Annotated in this window: 19 protein-coding genes and 2 pseudogenes; 14 read left to right on the top strand and 7 right to left on the bottom strand. The window is 34.7% G+C overall.

What is annotated here, in order from left to right:
• The first annotated feature begins 169 nt into the window (after window positions 1–169).
• The 7 genes from SLH51_RS23315 (at window position 170) to SLH51_RS23285 (ending at window position 4,475) form a co-directional block, all read left to right on the top strand.
• The gene (locus SLH51_RS23315; RefSeq protein WP_335963964.1) at window positions 170–589 is read left to right on the top strand and encodes an NUDIX hydrolase; all 420 of its coding nucleotides are present in this window, start codon (window positions 170–172) and stop codon (window positions 587–589) included.
• Between the two features lie 125 nt (window positions 590–714).
• On the top strand, window positions 715–1,203 hold the full coding sequence (locus SLH51_RS23310; RefSeq protein WP_335963963.1) for a hypothetical protein: 489 nt from the start codon (window positions 715–717) through the stop codon (window positions 1,201–1,203).
• 448 nt (window positions 1,204–1,651) lie between these two features.
• Window positions 1,652–2,566, top strand: coding sequence for a DUF3885 domain-containing protein (locus tag SLH51_RS23305; protein WP_335963961.1), 915 nt, complete (start codon window positions 1,652–1,654; stop codon window positions 2,564–2,566).
• Window positions 2,567–2,747: 181 nt separating this feature from the next.
• Window positions 2,748–3,203, top strand: a complete 456-nt coding sequence (locus tag SLH51_RS23300; protein ID WP_335963959.1) for a GNAT family N-acetyltransferase — start codon at window positions 2,748–2,750, stop codon at window positions 3,201–3,203.
• 95 nt (window positions 3,204–3,298) lie between these two features.
• Window positions 3,299–3,682 carry an IolE/MocC family protein gene (locus tag SLH51_RS23295; RefSeq protein ID WP_335963958.1) on the top strand — a complete coding sequence of 128 codons (384 nt, stop codon included), beginning with the start codon at window positions 3,299–3,301 and terminating at the stop codon, window positions 3,680–3,682.
• 152 nt (window positions 3,683–3,834) lie between these two features.
• Window positions 3,835–4,092: a hypothetical protein gene (locus SLH51_RS23290; RefSeq protein WP_335963957.1), complete on the top strand. Its 258-nt coding sequence runs from the start codon at window positions 3,835–3,837 to the stop codon at window positions 4,090–4,092.
• The gene (locus SLH51_RS23285; RefSeq protein ID WP_335963956.1) at window positions 4,089–4,475 is read left to right on the top strand and encodes a retropepsin-like aspartic protease; all 387 of its coding nucleotides are present in this window, start codon (window positions 4,089–4,091) and stop codon (window positions 4,473–4,475) included. The genes SLH51_RS23290 and SLH51_RS23285 overlap by 4 nt, the downstream gene beginning before the upstream one ends.
• 267 nt (window positions 4,476–4,742) lie before the next feature.
• Here SLH51_RS23285 and pgaD read toward each other — a convergent pair whose 3' ends face one another.
• The 3 genes from pgaD to SLH51_RS23275 form a co-directional block, all read right to left on the bottom strand.
• Complete coding sequence (gene pgaD / locus SLH51_RS24600; protein WP_390183879.1) at window positions 4,743–5,171, bottom strand: poly-beta-1,6-N-acetyl-D-glucosamine biosynthesis protein PgaD; 429 nt, start codon at window positions 5,169–5,171, stop codon at window positions 4,743–4,745.
• Window positions 5,110–6,369 (bottom strand): poly-beta-1,6-N-acetyl-D-glucosamine synthase, encoded by a 1,260-nt coding sequence (gene pgaC / locus SLH51_RS23280; protein ID WP_335963955.1) that lies wholly within the window; start codon window positions 6,367–6,369, stop codon window positions 5,110–5,112. The genes pgaD and pgaC overlap by 62 nt, the downstream gene beginning before the upstream one ends.
• Window positions 6,370–6,890: 521 nt before the next feature.
• Complete coding sequence (locus tag SLH51_RS23275) at window positions 6,891–7,724, bottom strand: PhzF family phenazine biosynthesis protein (RefSeq protein ID WP_335963954.1); 834 nt, start codon at window positions 7,722–7,724, stop codon at window positions 6,891–6,893.
• 84 nt (window positions 7,725–7,808) lie between these two features.
• On the opposite strand from SLH51_RS23275, the gene SLH51_RS23270 reads away from it, so the two are divergent.
• Window positions 7,809–8,153 (top strand): group II intron maturase-specific domain-containing protein, encoded by a 345-nt coding sequence (locus tag SLH51_RS23270; protein WP_335963953.1) that lies wholly within the window; start codon window positions 7,809–7,811, stop codon window positions 8,151–8,153.
• Window positions 8,154–8,891: 738 nt separating this feature from the next.
• On the opposite strand, the gene SLH51_RS23265 is transcribed toward SLH51_RS23270, so the two are convergent.
• A protein-coding gene (locus tag SLH51_RS23265; protein WP_335963952.1) for an IS3 family transposase occupies window positions 8,892–10,081 on the bottom strand; the annotation gives its coding sequence in 2 pieces (ribosomal slippage) (window positions 8,892–9,823 and window positions 9,823–10,081; 1,191 coding nt in all).
• Between the two features lie 316 nt (window positions 10,082–10,397).
• On the opposite strand from SLH51_RS23265, the pseudogene SLH51_RS23260 reads away from it, so the two are divergent.
• The 5 genes and pseudogenes from SLH51_RS23260 to glgA all read left to right on the top strand — a co-directional run.
• Window positions 10,398–10,850, top strand: a pseudogene (locus SLH51_RS23260) (DbpA RNA binding domain-containing protein); the annotation flags it as partial.
• Between the two features lie 394 nt (window positions 10,851–11,244).
• Window positions 11,245–13,155 (top strand): 1,4-alpha-glucan branching protein GlgB, encoded by a 1,911-nt coding sequence (gene glgB, locus SLH51_RS23255; protein WP_335963951.1) that lies wholly within the window; start codon window positions 11,245–11,247, stop codon window positions 13,153–13,155.
• A gap of 16 nt (window positions 13,156–13,171) precedes the next feature.
• On the top strand, window positions 13,172–14,326 hold the full coding sequence (locus tag SLH51_RS23250; protein ID WP_335963950.1) for a glucose-1-phosphate adenylyltransferase: 1,155 nt from the start codon (window positions 13,172–13,174) through the stop codon (window positions 14,324–14,326).
• A gap of 37 nt (window positions 14,327–14,363) precedes the next feature.
• Window positions 14,364–15,461, top strand: coding sequence for a glucose-1-phosphate adenylyltransferase subunit GlgD (gene glgD, locus SLH51_RS23245; RefSeq protein ID WP_335963949.1), 1,098 nt, complete (start codon window positions 14,364–14,366; stop codon window positions 15,459–15,461).
• 18 nt (window positions 15,462–15,479) lie between these two features.
• Window positions 15,480–16,931, top strand: a complete 1,452-nt coding sequence (gene glgA / locus SLH51_RS23240) for a glycogen synthase GlgA (RefSeq protein ID WP_335963948.1) — start codon at window positions 15,480–15,482, stop codon at window positions 16,929–16,931.
• Between the two features lie 384 nt (window positions 16,932–17,315).
• On the opposite strand, the gene SLH51_RS23235 is transcribed toward glgA, so the two are convergent.
• The 3 genes and pseudogenes from SLH51_RS23235 to SLH51_RS23225 form a co-directional block, all read right to left on the bottom strand.
• A complete protein-coding gene (locus SLH51_RS23235) occupies window positions 17,316–18,041 on the bottom strand; it encodes an IS110 family RNA-guided transposase (RefSeq protein ID WP_335963947.1) in 726 nt (241 codons plus the stop codon).
• A 115-nt stretch (window positions 18,042–18,156) separates the two neighbouring features.
• Window positions 18,157–18,459: pseudogene (locus SLH51_RS23230) on the bottom strand (recombinase family protein); the annotation flags it as partial.
• A 77-nt stretch (window positions 18,460–18,536) separates the two neighbouring features.
• Complete coding sequence (locus SLH51_RS23225) at window positions 18,537–18,791, bottom strand: hypothetical protein (RefSeq protein WP_335963946.1); 255 nt, start codon at window positions 18,789–18,791, stop codon at window positions 18,537–18,539.
• 216 nt (window positions 18,792–19,007) lie between these two features.
• Here SLH51_RS23225 and SLH51_RS23220 point away from each other — a divergent pair, with 216 nt between their 5' ends.
• Window positions 19,008–19,304, top strand: coding sequence for an HPr family phosphocarrier protein (locus SLH51_RS23220; RefSeq protein ID WP_335963945.1), 297 nt, complete (start codon window positions 19,008–19,010; stop codon window positions 19,302–19,304).
• The last annotated feature ends 342 nt before the right edge of the window (window positions 19,305–19,646 follow it).

Here is a 19,646-nt window from a genome sequence, read left to right as displayed (position 1 = left end):
TTAGCTATATTTTGTGAATGATAACTCGGAAGAGCCGTGTGCGTTAATAGCGCAAGCACGGTTCTGTGAGGGGGGAGAACACAATCAACCGAAAGGTGGAGAGGTTCTCTTCTACTCGACTTATGTAAGAAGGTTTAGGAATTTTTGTGATTGGGAGGAAAGATAACAAATGACACCAATTAAAAAAGCCTATGGTTATGTAACAAGAATAAAAGAGAATAAAACACAGGTATTAGTATTTCAGCATCCTATTGCTGAAGCAGGAATTCAAATACCGAAAGGAACTGTCCAGCCTGAAGAAGACACTCAATATGCAGTAATAAGAGAAATTGAAGAGGAAACTGGATTAAGAAATTTTCATGTTGAAAAACTACTTGCTGAAGATTTATGGAAGAATGATGACGGTGCAATACATAACAGATTTTTTTATAAAATATCTATCTCAAATGTTGCAGATGAATGGGACTATGAACCAACAGGTGGTGGAGAAGAAGAAGGACTAACTTTTCATTTCTTTTGGATTTCATCTGCCAATGAGGTTGAACTTATAAGAGGACATGGAGATTATTTGAACCTTATTTTCAATTAATTTTACTAATAATGGGAGCAATCCTTTAATAAGCGGGGATTGCCCTTTTGTTTATTCAGTTAAGAGGCAGGTTAATGTAATTGGATAACTTTCTGTTTTTTGGGAAGGTTATCTATGAGGTGTTAATGATGAAAAAAATTCAAATCTTAGCAGTCTTATTAGTTTTTACTTTCATTTCTCTTTTAGCGCTACCTACTCAAGCAAGTGTAATAAGAGATGATTACCCAAACCATTTTAAAAATAATACGGAGAGGAACGAACAAATCATAAGGGATATCATTTCGTCATTTCCGAATGAGTTAAGCTTTTTAGAAGAGAAAAATTCAACTGTTTCTGAATTTTTCTTATGGGATTTGCATAAAATGTACGCTCCCATTGGAAAAATAAGTACACATATAAAATCGTTACATGAACTGTTTATGGGGGAGAATCCTCAACAAAGAGTTTTATATATTGTAAGTAATCAACCTAACACTACTAGGGATGATAATCAGTTAACTGGTTTCCTATTGTATAAAAAAACTGATGGCACAAATGTCTTAAAAAAATTAAAACTTGGGGATACAGAGTGGGAAGTGGTTGATATACAAGAAAAAAGGGGTGAAAAATTTTAACTTTTGGTCAATAGTAACTTTTATTAAAGTAACGGGAGCATTCCTTCAACAAGGGATGCTTTTTTCTGTGTTAATAAAAAGGAAATTAATGTTAAACTAAAGGGCAGGATAGTGGAACAAGAGAATAGATGATAGGAGAATTTACATGTGGAATAAAATCACATTTGTTATGTTCATAATTGGCATTATTTCGATTACAGTAGGTATGCCTTATTTATTAGGTAATTCAACAAATGAAGTATTAAAATATCCTCTATATATTGGCTTAATAATGTTTATGATATTCTTTCCTGCAAGAACAATTATAAGAATGATAACAAAGTCTAATTAGTAATATTCTGATAGAATTCGTTATTGAAGTAACGGAGAGCGATTGCTGAACAAGCAGCAGTCGCTATTTTACTATTGGGCAGAATTATTTAAGAAGACCAAGAGGGAGAATGTTAGAATGTTATATAATCAGTTAATAAAGGAATCTTCAAATTGGATACGTTTTGAATTAGGGCTAGATAAGTTAGAGGGTATCGAATATTTTAAGGAAATGCATTATCGAGCAAAATCCATCCTTAACTTTCTTTTTTATGATAGTGATACCATTTGGTTAATTGCATCTGTTAGTAATTATAAAAATTGTAAGGGAACTGACTTACCTAAAATTAAACGATTTTTAAGAAATAAAAAATTAACCTATAACCTCAAGTGTAAAACAGTACCTTATGAATACGATGAAGAGGATACGGAAATGGAAACTATTCAATATAGCTTGAAAGTTAATAAAAAAGATATGCGATTAGACTATCTTATTGAAGCAATTGGTAATAAAGATTTTATTAGAAAACCTATGATTAACGGTAATCTATCTTTTGTAAATGAAACAAAAGGAATTCTTTTTCATATGTATGATGACCGTGGATGTGATGTTTTTAGCTTAAAGAAAGATACACTTTTACCTCTATATCATAAGTTTCGAAAGTGGATTTTAGACTATAATCGTATTGAAATAGACCGTGCTTTTGAAGAAGGATTATTCAATTGTTATGAAACAATAGAGGAAAAGGAAATGAGACTTAAAACGAATGAAATTAAAATAAAAGAAACGGAAATTAAATTGAACCAGGTTAATACATGTCATATCACTCATGCTCTTGAAATACCAAATGAATTTGTACAAGCATGTTCTGATGAGATAGGTCTAACTGGTTTTACTGTTGTTGTCCTATATAGAGGCAGTAATTCTACTATTGTTAATGCTACCAAAACCGAGGCTCTAGCTCTTATTGATTATCAAACTGAGCTCATGTCGTTGTATTCAAAAAAATACAAAGGCAATTATAAAGGTTGGTTAGCAGAAAAAGCTTTTTAAGGGAATTTTGATATAGGCTTAAGTTAAATTCTTTCTTCAACTAAAGGGTGCAAGTGTTTAATAAGAGCAGTCGCTTTCTGTGCTAACGAAGCAAATACTTGATGAATAAAAAGTGAAAAAGGTGATTAAATGATACGGACATATAGAATAGAAGATAAAGATTACATAGTAAATTCTCACTATGATTTATACAATAAAGAATTTGAATACGACTTATCTTTTCGAGATTTTATTGAAAGAAAGTGTTAGAGGGTTTATTGAGCGGGCAGACTCAAAAGAAAACATTTTCATTTTAGATATTGGTGAAAAACAAAGTGGTTCCGTAAGTATTAAAAAAGTTAATGACACTACTGCACAATTGGGTTTATTTCTTGTTGAACCTAATGTTCGAGGTACTGGGTATGGACAGAAGTTAGTAGAAACAGCTATTACCTTTAGCAAAGATTGTGGATTTAAGACCATTATTCTCTGGACTAATAGCGAACTGAAATCAGCAAGGCGAATCTACGAAAGAATTGGGTTTGAATTAAAGAAAACTCAAACTCAAATGCTTTCCAATAAAGAGCTTATCGAAGAGAAATGGGAGTTACTGTTAGTAGACATTCAAAAAATTTTTTTTCAAGTAACGGGTGCTTGAGTTAAAGAGTGGGAGCTGTCGTAACGGCAGCTCCTTTGGCTATTGCGCTAACGAAGCAGGATTGTGAAAAAAACTAAATTGGAGGCGTTCAATATATGAAACGACTATATTTTATAAGTAAAGCTTTCATTCTATTGGTGTTAATTACTGCTTGCAATCAACAACCAGAAATTGATATGAGTGAAGCTTTGGGTAAATCAAAGGAAACACTTAGGGAAATAGATGAAATAGAAACTACTTCGGCTTCATTTAATGGAGAAAGTGATGTGAAGTTTAGATTTATGGTTGAAAGACATCCAACAGAAGAAGAAGCTAATATTTTGTTTAACAAAATATTAGACAGTATTGCACAACACTCTCATCATTCAGAAGTGTGGAATTATTATGATGGTTATTTTGATATCAAAAGTTATGACAGTGGTGTGATATACGAAGCTACCAAACTAATCGGTAAAGACTTGCATATATTGTCCAAATAAGGAACAAATTGCTAACTTTGATTTTATCAATTGTGAAGCATTGTACTTAAATTAACGGGGGCATATCTTTAATAAAGAAATTTGAGGTGTAATAATGAGAATTTTGATAAAATGAAAATAAGAAATTACTATTTCACAAAGGGGGAGTATAAATGTTATGGGAAGACGTTCGAAAATCATACCCTGATAAATGGGTTGTATTTGAAGCAATTGAAGCTCACTCAGATAGTAATTATCGCATAGTAGATGACATTGCTGTAATAGATTCTTTTGACGACTCAATGGATGCATTCCGTCGCCATAATGAGTTACACAAGCAAAAGCCTAATCGTGAACTTTACTTCTTTCATACATCGAGAAAAGATCTCGATATACGTGAGAAGAAATGGACAGGACTTAGAAACATATGATTAAGATAAAAGAATTGTCAGAATTACCATTTATAGAGGCTACAGTAACTTTTCAAGGGCAAAGCTTAAAATTAGAAAATGTTTTAATTGATACCGGATCTGCCGGAACAATCTTTAATGTCAATAAACTCGAAGAAATAGGGGTGAAACCAGAAGCAAATGATGTAACTCAAACAATTCAAGGAGTCGGTGGACTTGAGTTTGTTTATACTAAAAATATAGATCAAATTTCTATTAGCGATGAAATAGCAATTCAAAACTTCCATGTTGAATTAGGATCAATGGATTATGGTCTTGAGATTGATGGTATTATTGGCTATGATTTCATGAAGGAAGTAGGTCTTATCATCGACTTGCAACAATTTAACATATCCATAAAGTAAGTCCTCTAATAAAGGGGACATTTTTATTTTGTCATTATTCAGGAAAAGGGTTGCGAAAAAGAAAATTTGGTTATGTGAAATATTACACTTAAACTAACGGAGTGCTTTAATTGAATAAGGATTACAGAAATGATCAAACATTTTTATGCATAACCTGTCTCCCCTTCAGGGTTCCATCTCCGGACTGTCCTTCGATCTTCCCAGAACCTCTATGGCATAGCACAATAAATTGAAGAAGAGGAATACCAAGGTGTATTCCTTTTCTTTTTATCTATCATTCCACTTTTTTTCTTTTATAACAGAAATGGATTTTGTGGTTATAGCAAAGAACTCGGCTAATTCTTTGTCGGTGGTTTCTAACGGCAACCTCCTTCTCCGTAGCGAACCGAACTTTTTTTTGTTGTAAAACCCCCAAAGGTATAAACAGAGGGTACTGATTAAGATAATAAATAGAGTAAAAATGACAATTGTTTTGGTGTTGTGCATCCCAATATGGTGAAGCTTCCAGTTGAAGGGTGCCCGGATATTGGATAGTAAAAGGTAAAAGAAAATTAATAAATAAAGCCAGCCTAAAACGGATAAAAAGGATTCAACTATCCATCTTTTCTTAGTTTGTTTATGTTTGATAATCACATTAAGATACCTCTTTTTTCTCAGTGTTTGAAATACCTCTATCTGGACTAAGCCAAGTCGCATACTGATTCCTGTTTTTACTTAGCACCCGAAAAGCTTTTGGGAACGCGAATATGACAAGCAATGCATTGATATGCCAATAGAGAATAGGATACCAAACAGCCCATGCCAAAAATGATAAAATGTTTGGTTCATATTTGCGTTCGATGTATAAAGCGACAAAAAATTGAAATAAACAAACAATCGCCAAATAATTCCCCATCCATAGAATCGGTGATTCTATGGCGTTCCCAGTTACGATTTGAAAGATGAAAACAATCATAGAAACAAACCAGGTAAACGCCCAAAGGATGCTTAATAGCTGTTCGATGTAAACAATGTACAAACGTCTTTGTCTGTAATCTAAAAAAATGTCCCAGTGCCGAAGCAAAACTTCAATTCCACCTTGTGTCCAACGAATGCGCTGTTTCCAAATTCCTGTTAAGGTTTCTGGAACTAGCATCCAACAAAGGGCGCGGGGTTCGTATCGAACGTCCCAAAATCTTCTTTGAAGTTTCCACGTTACCCCAATGTCATCTGTTATCAAGTCGTTGTCCCACATTTCAGCATCTAGCAATGCTTTTTTTCGAAACGCAGCTATCACACCGGAAACGGTCATGACCTTCCCAAAGATTCTTTGAGTTCTTTTGATTAATCCAATGATACTAGCATATTCCGTCAGTTGAATTTTAGCTAATAAACTAGTTCGATTTCTGATTCTAGGGTTGCCCGTCACAGCTCCGACTCGTTCTGAATTATTCGGTGAAATGAAGTGGGGGACAATATAATGTAAAGCATCTTTGTCAAGGATGGCATCACTATCAATGGTAACAATGATTTCCCCTTTAGATACTAAAAGACCTTGTTTTAAGGCATTAGCTTTCCCTTTGTTCTGAGCAACGTTTACAATTCGTAGATTGGAGTATTTTTTCAGTGCATCTTGTAGAATTGATTTTGTATTGTCAGAAGACCCATCGTTAATGACAATCACTTCGTAGTTTGGATAATCGATAGATGATGTATAACGGATGGTTTCCCCTATGGTTTCTGATTCATTATATGCCGGGATTAATATAGATACAAAAGGGGCTTCCGTGTAAATAAAGTTGTGACTTCGAATATTCCTTTCTCGCCTTATGTAATAAATTAATCCGCCAATGGACCAAGTAATTCCCATGATTAATGGGTAATAAAATAAAAAAGCAATGAGAAAAGAACTCATGATGATGCCCTTCTTTCCAGATATCGTATAGGGGTGCTATTGATTATTGTAATATAAAATAAGAACTTGCGATTCAATCGGTTTATGGGATATTTGGTAGATTAAGTAAAGAAAAAGTCATAGGTTTTATTTGATTTGCTCATTGAGGTTGCGTGTAATTGAATGATTTAAGGAAAATGGATATTCCAAAAGAAGAAAGGAGTGTTGAAAGTGTTACTTTTACGGGACCACTCATATTTGAGCCGAAAATATGTGATAAAAACGTTCTTACTAAATCAGTTACTCTACGATCGGACGCTTTTCTGAAATAAGGAAAGCGTTTTTCTTCATGAAAAAGGCCATTTAATGGAATAAGAGGTTATAGAAAATCCCACTTTTTTATACAGCCATCAGGCGCACTTGAGCGTGTGTAAACGTTAACTTATCAACAAATCCTGCATAAACAATAAATTGTGACAAGTTGAACCCCCTTGGCACCCAAGGGGGTTTGTGTTGGGGAACTTCTGTTAGGATTAATTATGTTAACTAAAGATGAATAATTTATACAGCCTGTTAGAATAATAATTTAGTAATTCACTTCTCAGTATTGTGATGGCTTGCCCTAATAAGAAAACTCTATCATTATGTAATTTGATTTTTAGAATTCCTCCTCTTTTAGAAGCCTGATACGCAAGAAATTCGTTTTTGTTTAATTTCTCTTGCCAATATGGACCTAGACAACAATGCGCAGACCCTGTAACAGGATCCTCGTTGACTCTTACAGCTGGAAAGAAACATCTTGAAATGAAATCGTATTCATTTGATGTTGATTTGCTTGTTACAATGATTCCTCTAGTATCGATTTGTTCTAATAGTGAAAAGTTAGGATTTAATTCTCTTAACATTTGTTCTGAGTCTATTTCAATTAAATAATCAAATCGGTTTCGTCCAACATATATTGGTTGAATTCCTAATCCATCAATAAGTTCATTGGGATAAATATTTTCCTGTTTAGGTTGTTCAGATGGGAAATCTAATTCAATCCATTCCCCACTTTTACTAGCTGTAAGTATCCCACTTTTAGTATAAAATTTAATTGGTTGTTCTGAGTTCATATGTCCCAGTTCCCATAAAATATGTGCACTCGCCAGAGTAGCATGTCCACACAAATCTACTTCTGTATTTGGAGTAAACCACCTCAATGAGTATCCATCTTGATAAGGATGAAGGAAAGCAGTCTCGGATAAATTCATTTCAGTAGCAACATTTTGCATCCAAATATCGTCTTGTGAAGTAGAAAGAACACTTACGGCTGCTGGATTCCCTTTAAAAGCTTGATTTGTAAAAGCGTCTACTACATAAATAGGTGTCGTCATAATCTAAATTCTCCTCTTTAAATTCTTAAATACTCTATAAATTTACCAAAAAATTCAAACGAAAAGGAAATACTTTTACTTCGTGTGAAACGGAAAACTAGTAGGAAGAAGGTCCAAGGCAAACTTAAAGAATCTAAAGAATGGTTGAAGAACAATAGAAATGAAGATATTCATATGATTATGGATAGATTTAGACGCTCTCTTGTAGGGTATTACAATTATTATTGCATTACAGATAATACCCCAAGTGTAAACAAATTTAGAGACAAAATCGGATACCTACTGTTCAAATGGCTTAACAGAAGAAGTCAGAGAAAATCATTTACTTGGGATAAATTCAGACTCTTTCTTACTAAATATCCATTACCTTACGCAAGAGTTAAGGTTAATGTTTATGAATTAAGAAAAGAGATTAGCTATATTTTGTGAATGATAACTCGGAGGAGCCGTGTGCGTTACTAGCGCAAGCACGGTTCTGTGAGGGGGGAGAACACAATCAATCGAAAGGAGGAGAGGTTCTCTTCTACTCGACTAGTGAAATAAATGGTAAAATAACAAACGGAATATATTTACAGGGGTGGATAATTATTATTGATTTACAAATAAATAAATTTTTTTATTTACCACTTATTATAGGGGAGATAATTGAAAGAAAGATAGGGAATGGGAAAAGAGGGATGATAGTCTATACATTACTATATCTCATATTTTCACCCTTCCCTTCAGTTCTAACTAATGGCATTAATTCATGGATACTGAACACACTTCTTCCTCTAATGATTCAAAATTATTTTTTACTTGGTATGCTTTATGTTTTCTTTTTTATTTGGTGGAATAAAAAGTAAAAAATATAAAAAGTTCGACAAATAGATATTATACTTTTCTCATGAATAAGAGTTAATTCGTCAGTCTATTTTATGGTTAAGTGTTTTTTAACGGGAGCGATAGCTAAATAAAGGTTAGCGCCTTTCCTTGTTAAACTAACGAGCAGGAAACTACAAGAAGGGAAATGTAGCAAAGAAGTTTGATTCGACTTAAAAAAGAAGGAATAGAGGTTTGAATATGATGATACTATGTCAAGTAAATGGACACATTGAATTGAGACTTTCTTTTTCTCCTACCGCGCTTTGCTTGCTGGCCACTAGATCAAGTAAAGGGACGAAACCCTTAACTTGATCTAGTGGTATTTCTAAGAAGCTCTTTTGCTATATAACGTGCATAATATAGCTTTTCAAATTCGAGCGGTGAATGATAATTAATAGTTGAGTGAATTCGCTTGTAGTTATAAAAACTAACGATGTACTCAAAAATACTTCTTTTTGCTTGATTTAGTGTGTGATAGTTTTCATGGAAAATCAACTCTTTCTTAATCACACCATGAAACGATTCAATGCATGCATTGTCATAACAGTTCCCTTTGCGACTCATGCTTGTAAATATGCCGTACTGTCTCAAGACTTGTTGATAATCTTTCGAAGCATACTGACTTCCTCGATCAGAATGATGAATGAGTCCAGGCTTAGGCCTTTGGGTTGTAACCGCTCGTTTTAAAGCTGTAATAACTAACTCTTTTGTCATTCGATCACTCATAGCCCAACCAATAATACGTCTTGAATACAAATCCATGATGGACGCTAAATATAACCAGCCTTCTTTTGTCCAAATGTACGTAATGTCTCCAACCCAAACTTCTCCTGGATGATTGACTTTGAACTGCTGCCTTAGTAAATTCGGATAAATCGGTAAATGATGTTTTGAATTGGTTGTAGCTTTGTATTTCTTGACTGTCTTTGATCGAATGTTGTTTTCTTTCATAATGCGTGTCACAGTTTTTTGAGAAACTTTCGTGCCTTTCTTATTGAGCTGTTTAGTGATTTTAGGACTGCCATAATTTTTTCTGGAATCAAGGTATTCACGTTTGATTTGAGCAGTAAGTTTTTCTTTACGGATTTTTTGTTGGCTTTTAGGACGTTTTTTCCACTCATAATAGCCACTCTTAGAAACAACAAGGACATCGCACATCTTCGCTACACGGAATTCGTGTTGGTGTTGTTCAATGAAGTGATAAATTATTTCTGGTTTTTTGCGAAGATGCCCATAGCCTTTTTTAAGATGGCATTTTCCTCTTCCAAATCACGAATTCGTTTTTGAAACTCACGTGCTTGTTGATCAGCTGGTTTAAGGTTCCCGCTACCAACAAAGCCAGCTTCTTGTTCTTTGTTAAATTTAGTCACCCAATTATGCAACGTTTGCTCGGCAAGATCTAATTCCCGTGCAACTTCAGCCACTTTCTTTCCGTCTTCTTTAACCATACGAACTGCTTCTAATTTAAATTCTTTATCAAATGTTTTTCTCATTTTGGACACTCCCGATAAATGTTAGTTATCATTATACTTGATATTCTCCCAATTTACCGTGTCCAGTATTTAGACTAGCATCATCTATCCCACCAACATCTTCAAAGTATCTCAAAATTCCAACAGCGATTAAGATAGGACCTAAAATACCAAAATTTCTCCTCCTTTAACATCATCTTTAATCATAACACCTATAACCTAATTACTGTTAAAAAAGGAAAAGTTCTTTGAAGTAACCTGATTCGTTAGCTTAAGTAATTTTTTTTATTCCACAATATGGCCCTTTTCATGAAGAAAGACGCTTTCCTTATTTCAGAAAAGCGCCCGTGCTGGAAACACAGGAAAAGCGATTACGTTTGCGGCAGAAAGTGAAGAAAAATACCTGAAAGCTATTCAGAAATACATTAGCTTTGAGATCGCTCCATTGGGAATACCAAGCCATAAAGAAGTAACCAGTGCAAAACCTGCTTTTTTAGAAAAAATGAGCGGGCGTCGAATTGTAAGAAATAATAAAACGGCGCGTATCAATAAAGATATCATGAAGCTTCATTTTACTGGAGGTAAAAAGAAAAAGCTTCGAGCGGTTGATTTTGTTGGGACTATTGCAAAAATTCCTGGAGTAACGGCAGAGGATATTGGGATTATTACGATTCAGGATTCTCTAACATATGTGGACATCCTAAATGGCAAAGGTTCGGTAGTGCTACAAGCTATGGAAAACACGACAATTAAGGGGAAGAAACTAAAAGTTAGTAAGGCACTAAAATAATCAGTTAACTTGGAGGGCGGCTTTATTTGGGTAAGTCGTCTTTTTTTGTTCTAGGATGGCTATTGTATTGAACAATAGGTAAGTTTACCTGATGTTTTTATTATGACCATAAAAGTTATTCTTTTTGGTCATTCTATCATTCTACACGAAAAGAAGAATTTCTCTTCAGGCCCCATCACAGGATCCAGGACTATCCACTGTAATTTCCACTAATATGGAAGCAATCGACCTATAAAAACTCGCAGGGTAGGAAGCTGTAAAAAAAGAGAAGAAATAATATTAAGAAAATTCAAAATAATGCAGGGGTTCATTGAATTTTTGTCGAAATAAGTTTTTAAAGGGTATATCCTTTGCATATTTAAATTATAAAAAAAATAGAAGGGAGGCACGTAAAGTGAAAGTTTCTGTTCCGAGTGATCATGATGTTTACCTTTTTCATGAAGGAAACCTCTTTCACAGCTACAAAATGATGGGGGCCCATATAGCAGAAAAAGATGGGCAAAAAGGTGTAAGGTTTTCTGTTTGGGCACCACATGCCAAACGAGTGTCAGTTGTAGGGGATTTTAACCATTGGAATGGAAATAACCATCCAATGAAACGGGTTGAACAGTCTGGTATTTGGAACTTGTTTATTCCAAATCTTCAAGACGGGGAAATTTATAAGTATGAAATTCATACACCAAATGGAGAAATTCTATTAAAAGCCGATCCATACGCTTTTTATTCTGAATTACGCCCGAACACAGCTTCCGTTGTTTGTAGTTTAGAAGGTTATAAGTGGAATGATTCAAAGTGGTTTACAAAAAAGAAAAAGAAAGATAGTTATCATCAGCCAATGCTCATATATGAGGTACATTTAGGCTCTTGGAAAAAGAAAGCCAACGGCTCATTTTATACATATCGTGAGCTGGCTGATGAGCTTGTCAATTATGTAAAAGACTTAGGATACACACACATTGAGATATTGCCAATACTTGAACATCCTTATGATCGTTCATGGGGATATCAAGTAACAGGTTATTATTCTGTTACAAGTCGGTACGGGACACCGCAAGATTTTATGTATTTCGTAGATAAATGTCATGAAAAGGAAATTGGTGTTATTTTAGATTGGGTACCGGCGCATTTTTGTAAGGATGAACATGGATTAGGAAAGTTTGATGGTACACCGCTTTACGAACCGACTGATGAACGAATGGCTGAACGAGTAAATTGGGGAACATACAGCTTTGATTACAGTAAACCAGAAGTGGTAAACTTTTTAATTTCAAATGCTCTATTTTGGATGGATGTTTATCATGTTGATGGTTTACGTGTTGATGCTGTGTCTTCAATGATTTATTTAAATCATGAAGCAAATCATCAATTTGATGTCAAAAATCAGTTTGGCGGATTTGAAAACCTAGAAGCAATTGAGTTTATCAAAAAGATAAATAAAGCCGTTTTTTCTCAATATCCCGATGCCTTAATGATTGCTGAAGAATCAACAGCATGGCCTAATGTAAGCGCTCCCGTAGATGCGGGAGGACTGGGGTTTAATTACAAATGGAATATGGGTTGGATGAATGACATGCTTCGATATATGGAAATAGATACGAGCCAACGTTCTTCTCATCAGAACTTGGTAACTTTTTCATTTTTGTACACATTTTCTGAAAATTATATTTTACCTTTATCACATGATGAAGTTGTTCACAGCAAACGCTCTTTATTAAATAAATATCCTGGTGATTATTGGAGAAAGTTTGCTAATTTGCGGGCCCTTTACGGATTTATGATAGCGCATCCCGGAAAGAAACTTCTTTTTATGGGTGGGGAGTTTGGTCAATACGATGAATGGAAAGATTTTACGGAGTTAGATTGGATGCTGTTAGATTATGACATGCATAAGAAAATGTTTGATTATGTGAAAGAATTAAACCATCTGTATAAAGAAACAAGAAGTTTATGGCGTCTTGATCATGAGCCGGAAGGGCTTGAATGGATTAATGCTGATGATCAGTCACAAAATGTGCTGAACTTTATGAGAAAAGGAAAACGAAAAGGTGATTATTGTATCATTGTTTGTAATTTCTCTGCAGATGTTTATCATGATTACCGCATTGGAGTTCCTTCACAAGGATTTTACGAAGAATTATTTAATAGTGATGCTGAGAGATTTGGAGGATCTGGTCAATTAAATCAAATGAAAATTAAAGTAGAAAAAGAGCCTTATCATAACCAACCATACAGTGCTTCTATCAAAGTGCCTCCATTTGGTGTCACAATATTAAGAAAAGTTACAAGGGTTCCAAGAAACGTATAAGAAAGGAGTTGACATAATGGTTAAAAATGAAATGATTGCTATGCTGTTAGCTGGGGGACAAGGTACGAGGTTAAAAGATTTAACAACTAAATTAGCGAAGCCGGCCGTTCCATTTGGAGGAAAGTACCGAATTATTGATTTTACATTAAGTAACTGCAGCAATTCAGGAATTGAAACGGTTGGAGTTCTGACACAATATCAACCTTATATTTTAAATTCTTATATCGGGATCGGCAGTGCATGGGATTTAGACCGTAAGCATAGAGGTATTTCAGTATTACCGCCATATCAAGGACAAAAAGGCGGCGAGTGGTATAAAGGGACAGCAAATGCGATTTATCAAAATATCTATTATATCGATCAATATGATCCTGAATATGTTCTTGTTATTTCAGGCGACCACATTTATAAAATGGATTACTCTAAAATGTTTAAATATCATAAAGAAAAAGGAGCCGATGCGACGATTGCTGTATTAGAGGTGCCTTGGGACGAGGCAAGTCGATTCGGTTTAATGAATACAAATGCTACGAATAAAATAGTAGATTTTGAAGAGAAACCAAAAAATCCTAAGTCAAATCTCGCATCAATGGGAATTTATATATTTACTTGGAAAGTGTTAAAGCAATTTTTATTAGAAGATGAACAAAATGAACTTTCTTCAAACGACTTCGGAAAAGATATTATTCCTGCCATGCTTAATAAAGAGAAAAAGTTGTATGCTTATGAATTCCAAGGATATTGGAAAGATGTCGGCACGATTAAAAGCTTATGGGAAGCAAATATGGATCTTTTAAGTGACAATCCGGAGTTAGACATTAATGATCCAACTTGGAAGATTTACTCTGTAAATCCCAATCAACCACCTCAATATATTGCACCAGAGGCAAGGGTTAAACGCTCTCTTGTTAATGAAGGATGTCTAGTTTACGGAAATGTTGAAAACTCAGTCCTTTTTTACGGAGTATATGTTGGACTAGGTTCAACAATTAAAGAATCTATTATTATGCCGGACGTTAAAATAGGAGCGAATGTAACGATTAAGAAAGCTATTATCGCAAGCGGTACAGTAATTGAAGACGGATCAGTAATAGGAGATGACTCAGGTGAAATTACATTAATTGTGGAAGACCCTCGGATTGCAGTAGATTCAACCGTAATAAGTCGTTAGCATAGAGAAAGTTTACAGGAGGAAAGGAGAATGTTTGATGGAGCGAATAATGGGAGTGATTAATTTAGGAAATGAAAAAGATTCACTGGGAGACTTAACAAAACACCGATGCCAGGCTTCTGTACCTTTTGGCGGTCGTTATCGATTAGTAGATTTTACTCTATCAAATTTTGTGAAATCAGGGGTGCGTAATGTTGGAGTATTTGCTAGAAATTATTATCGTTCCCTTCTTGACCATTTAGGATCAGGAAAAGAGTGGGATTTAGATCGCCAAAAAGATGGATTGTTTATTATGCCTTATTATTCAAATGAGTCATATAAAGGAGATATTCAGCATTTTTATGATAATCTTTCATATTTTGAGCGGAGTAAAGAAGAATATATTCTTGTCACACAAGGGAGTATTGTGTGGAATATTGATTTTAGGCATGTATTTGAAGAACATAAAAAACAAGGTGCAGATATCACTTTAATATATAAAGATTATATTCAGGAAGAGAAAGCGGTTTATCATACACTTGATGTTGATGAAAATGAACGTGTCCAAGCTGTAGATCTTGAGAAAATAGTCAATCAAGGGGACAATGTATTTCTAAATACCTATTTAATGAAGAAATCGTTGTTTATTGATTTAATGAAAGAAACATATGAGCAAGGAAACTATGATTTTTTTACAGATGCGATAAGAGCTAATTTAGAAAGTTATCATGTTCAAGGGTTTCATTTTAAAGGCTATATGCCGTTTATTCATTCCGTTGAAAGTTTTTATAATCATAGTATGAATTTATTAGACGAAAATGTCCTGCAGCAATTATTTTATAACCATGGTTTTATTTATACAAAAGTAAATCATGGACCGCCTGCTAAATACTTACAAAGTTCACAAGTAGTAAACTCTCTTATTGCAAATGGTTGTTCGATTGAAGGGACAGTTGAAAACAGTATTTTATTCAGAGGTGTTAAAGTACACAAAGGGGCCATTATACGAAACAGTATTATTATGCAAAAAGGAGAAATTGGTGAAGGAGCTCTTTTAGAAAATGTTATTCTTGATAAAGATGTGAAAGTATCAAAGGACCGGATTTTAAAAGGTGATGAAATCCCTACTGTTTTTGCCAAATCAAGTCATCTTTAGATCATAGGAGTGTTTGAAATGAATGTATTATTTACAGCATCTGAAGCAGTCCCTTTTCTAAAAACGGGAGGTCTTGCTGATGTTATTGGTGCATTACCAAAAGAATTAAAAAAACAAGGTGTAAATGCACAAGTAATCTTACCGAAATATGGGAATATTCCAAAACAACTTAAAGAAAAAATGGTTCATAAAACGAGTATTACTGTTCCAGTTGGTTGGCGTAATCAGTTTTGCGGGATTGAGTATTTAGAGTATGATGGCATTGCATTTTATTTTATTGATAATGAATATTACTTTAGACGTGGTGATGGTGTCTACGGGTTTTATGATGATGGAGAGCGATATGCCTATTTTTGCCGAGCTGTTCTGGAGGCAATGCCGTATTTAAGTGAAAAGCCAGATATAATACATTGCCATGATTGGCAAACGGGAATGATTAGTGTGTTAATGAAAGCCCATTTCCGAGATCATCCGTATTATCAAGGAATTAAAACGATGTTTACGATACACAATTTGCGCTATCAAGGGGTTTTTCCAAAGGGAATTCTTCATGATTTGTTAGATTTAAGTGAGCTTTACTATTATCCTGATGGTCTAGAGTTTTATGGGAATGTAAGCTTTATGAAGGCTGGGCTAGTATATTCAGACATCGTTACTACGGTTAGTCCGACATATGCACAAGAAATTCAGATGCCTGATTATGGTGAAAGGCTTGATGGTTTATTACGAAAACGAAGTCACGAGCTTAAGGGAATCGTAAATGGAGTCGATTATGCTCTTTATAATCCGGAGACAGATCCATATTTATTTTCAAACTATACAAAGTACTCGTACGAAGAAAAACGAATGAATAAACTTGGGCTGCAAGAAAAAGTTGGTCTTCCTGTAGACGACATGAAACCATTGATTGCTGTCATTACACGATTGACGGATCAGAAAGGAATTGATTTAATTCTCCATGTACTTCAGGACATCTTAGTTTTAGACTTACAATTAATCATACTAGGTACCGGAGAGAGAGAGTATGAAAACAGTTTAAAAGAAGCTGCATGGCAGAGTCCTAATAAATGCTCCGTTCACATTTATTTTGATGAAGGCTTAGCGCGTCAAATTTATGCAGCGTCTGATTTGTTTTTAATGCCATCTCAATTTGAACCTTGTGGCATTAGTCAACTATTGGCATTGCGCTATGGAAGTTTGCCAATCGTTCGAGAAACTGGGGGGTTAAAAGATACTGTACAACGATATAACCAAAATACAAAGGAGGGTGCTGGCTTTAGTTTTACAAATTATGATGCACATGACATGCTTTATACGATTAAGCAGGCGGTAGAACTTTATCATCAAGATAAAGATACTTGGTCAGATCTTGTTTGGAAAGCGATGAGTAAAGATTTTAGCTGGACTGCCTCAGCTAAGGAGTACAAGGAGGTTTATAGAAGCTTAATGAACCTCCCGCCACTTAGCTAACGCTTGAAGTGGGGGATTCCTGCATAACTTCAATTTTCAAAGAACGTGTACTCAATAATTATATATTTTGATATGAATTTGTGTTCTGGAAGTGATGAAGATTCATCTCCTCCTTACTGTTGGGCTACGCCCATCACTCGCTTGAAGAGGGAGTCTTCTTTCCAAAAACGATAAAGAAATAAAAAGGACTGTCCGATAATGTTCATTACAAATAAAATGGTTTAAAAACGCCAGTCATTTATTCCATTATACCAGCTAATATAAGTCAACACTTTTTAAGTAATAATACTAGATTAAAGATGTTATAATAAAAACATGCATGACAAAGAAACTTCAATGATTTCATTTGAAGTTTTTGTAAGTAATGTAATTATTTGTATCGGATTATGCTGTGTATTTCTGCTTATGTTTCAAGATGGCATAAATCCAATGCAATAGCTTGTTGGCGCAAGCTATTATGGCTACTTTGTGAGGCTTGCCCTCACTTCTTTTTTTGTCATAATACTCTCGGAGTTTCGCATTTCGATTATTCGTTAACCCACACTGAACAGCTGTATAGAGTGTTTGACGTAGCTTTGTAGATCCTCTCTTGGTGATGCGATGGATAGTAGCTGTGAACTTACCTGATTGATAGATCCTGGGATCAATTCCTGCATAGGCTACTAGATTTTTCGGGTGACTAAATTGTGTGACTTCACCTATTTCTGAGATAAGAGTAGCTGCAATTTTAGAACCCACCCCTGGGATGGACCGAAGGATCTCATACTCCTCAAACTGTATTGCTAACTGATCAATCTCCTGCTCTAGTACGTTGAGAAACTCTCGTTGTTGAAGAAGCATTTGAATATACATTTTTAGAGTAACCAAATGGCTTTGATACAGTGTTTTCTTAAATGAGTTCCGTTCTGCTGCCACTTTTAACTTCAAAGTCTTTTCGCAAAACCAACCATATGATCTCTTTCCTCCTAGACCATGCATCTCTTTAGCTAATTCGTCAGTTCGTACCTTCAACACGTCATCAGAAGTAGGATAGCTGAGTAAAGTCTTTAATGATATAGGGGTACGGCGACCAAAACGACTTTCAACCGCTACATCTGAAAATTTTTCCAATTAAATAAAAGGCTACTATTCTGATGAGCCTTTTAACCATTTTGGCCTATTGAGACGGTTCCTGCTCTAGTCCGTCAGATAATTACCAATAAAAGTAAAAAATAAGATCTTGCTGTTATTTCTTCATTTCTTCAAGCTTTCTTTTATTAATCGCCCGATAGAGCGATCCTTGTGAAATGCCTGTCCCCTCTACAATCTCTTTTATGGAATATTCATTACTGTCATACATTCGTAGTGCAATATCAAGCTTATCTTTTTCTAACTTAGGTCTACCTAATGGTTTTCCGCGCTTTTTACTTGCCTCAAGTCCCTCTTTTACCCTTTCAGCAATCAAGTTCCTTTCTAATTCTGCAATCACACACATCATTTGAAACATGGCTTTACCTGTAGAAGTTCTTGTATCCATATTTTCTTTTAATTTTGCTACTATGAATATCTTAAGAGCTTATACAGGTTGGAGGGCTGCCCTTATCTATAGGATAGCCCCTTGTTGTATTATCTATAAACATAAGGAGAATGAGGGATAAAATAAGGTGTTATATATGGACTCACTCCACCAAATTGACCAGGTCCACCATAAAAGAAATCATCAGGATAAGGATAGATAGTTCCGTTATAAATCACTTGTGGAGGATAACCTTCACCAGCGGCTCCACCTGTTGGTGGTGGTGGTATATATCCAGTATCCGTATAAGGTGGATAATCTTGATAAGTTGGGGTCCAACGCGTAAGTGGTTGTTTGTAATACATTCGTAAGCTCCTTTTTTAATATATTTCTGATATGTGATGGTTTTAAGGTATTAATGTATAGGCTAAAAGATACCAGTTCCGGTAAACTATTTTTAAATTGCAAAAAGGAAAACGCTTTCAAAAAAACGTTGACATTAATATTCTGAAAATTATAAAATTATAGTAAGAATTAGTTGATCCTTATAATCATAAAAAGAAAGAGGTGAAGGATCACAAATGGTTGAAAGAACTTATATAATAAATGATTCAGGTATTCGTGGACGTCCTGCAATTCTTTTAGTCAGTACAGTTGCCCAGTTTACATCCGAAGTGATACTGGAGTATAAAGAAAGGCAAGTAAATTTAAAATCTGTTATGGGTGTACTGTCACTTGGAGTTCCAAAAAGGGCAAGCATTAAAGTAATTGCGAAAGGTGTTGATGCAGTACAAGCTATTGAAGTCGTTGATCAAGTGATGGAAAAAGAAGAGATTGGTGTACAAGAACATAAGTGGTTGATGGGATTGCAGCCATAAGGGATGTTGTTATTGCGAATGTCTTATGTCTAACAAATGCCTAAATTTTCTGGAAGAAATAAGAAAAAGGTAAGGCTTTGTTTAAGCGTTGTATTTATGGGCTGGGGTATGAGGTGAATATAATAAACTAGTTGCTTTTGGTTATGTTTGTGGAATGGGCTTAGAACACGACATTCGGAAAAGCAGTATAAAAGTTCTTCTGTTCTAAAAATACAATTCAACAATCGGGCGAAATTTTTGTATGAAGAGTTTTGTTTTTTAGTTATTTGAATCAATTTCATAATTGCCTAATTTAAAAATTCAAAGACAGGCAGAATTTTTAAATCCGTTTTTTTCAGACTT

Origin of the sequence: Halalkalibacter kiskunsagensis (assembly GCF_037027555.1) — a bacterium.
GTDB classification, from domain to species: Bacteria; Bacillota; Bacilli; order Bacillales; family Bacillaceae_D; genus Halalkalibacter; species Halalkalibacter kiskunsagensis.
Note: the sequence above shows the minus strand (reverse complement) of the source record. Positions and strands in the feature narration are given on the sequence as shown.